Consider the following 524-nt stretch of genomic DNA (forward strand, 5'->3'; position numbering starts at 1 on the left):
ATACCAATTTTAAGAGAAAATATATCACGAGATAAGCCCACAAGCTTTCTAACTTCTGTGAGTCGTTTTGCTAATGCGGTTTTGGGCTCATTTTTTTGTCGTTTCATATTACAAATGTTTACAAATGGGGTTGACTAATATCCCATTTGTAGATATACCTCATATTACCGTCTGTTAAAAAAGACGGTTATTACACAAAGAACCCCACAAAAAACGGATGTGGGAGCATCCGTTTGAAGCAGGAGCGAAGTTTATGACTCTCACACAAACATGGGATCGCCATAGTATTTTAGCTGAGCTACGCCGCCGTAATATGACCTTGGCGGAGCTCGCGAAAGCATATCAACTACCGTCATCCAGTGTCAAAAACATTTGGACACGGCCTAATGAGAAAGCCGAACGTGCTATTGCCGATTTTATCGGTTTGCCCGTCGAGCAAGTTTTTAGTGACCGCTACCCCAAAAGTCGCCGTCGCATTTTTAAAGCAGCAAAACATGCCAACACAGATTCGCGTGCGCATTCTG

Annotated in this window: 1 protein-coding gene; it reads left to right on the top strand. The window is 42.7% G+C overall.

All coding sequences use genetic code 11. The features are described from left to right. Positions 1–253: 253 nt before the first annotated feature. The coding region (locus tag J7R12_RS08650) for a helix-turn-helix domain-containing protein (protein WP_208439072.1) at positions 254–524 on the top strand (271 nt) is incomplete at its 3' end.

This window comes from Bartonella vinsonii subsp. vinsonii (assembly GCF_902825235.1).
Taxonomy (GTDB): domain Bacteria; phylum Pseudomonadota; class Alphaproteobacteria; order Rhizobiales; family Rhizobiaceae; genus Bartonella; species Bartonella vinsonii.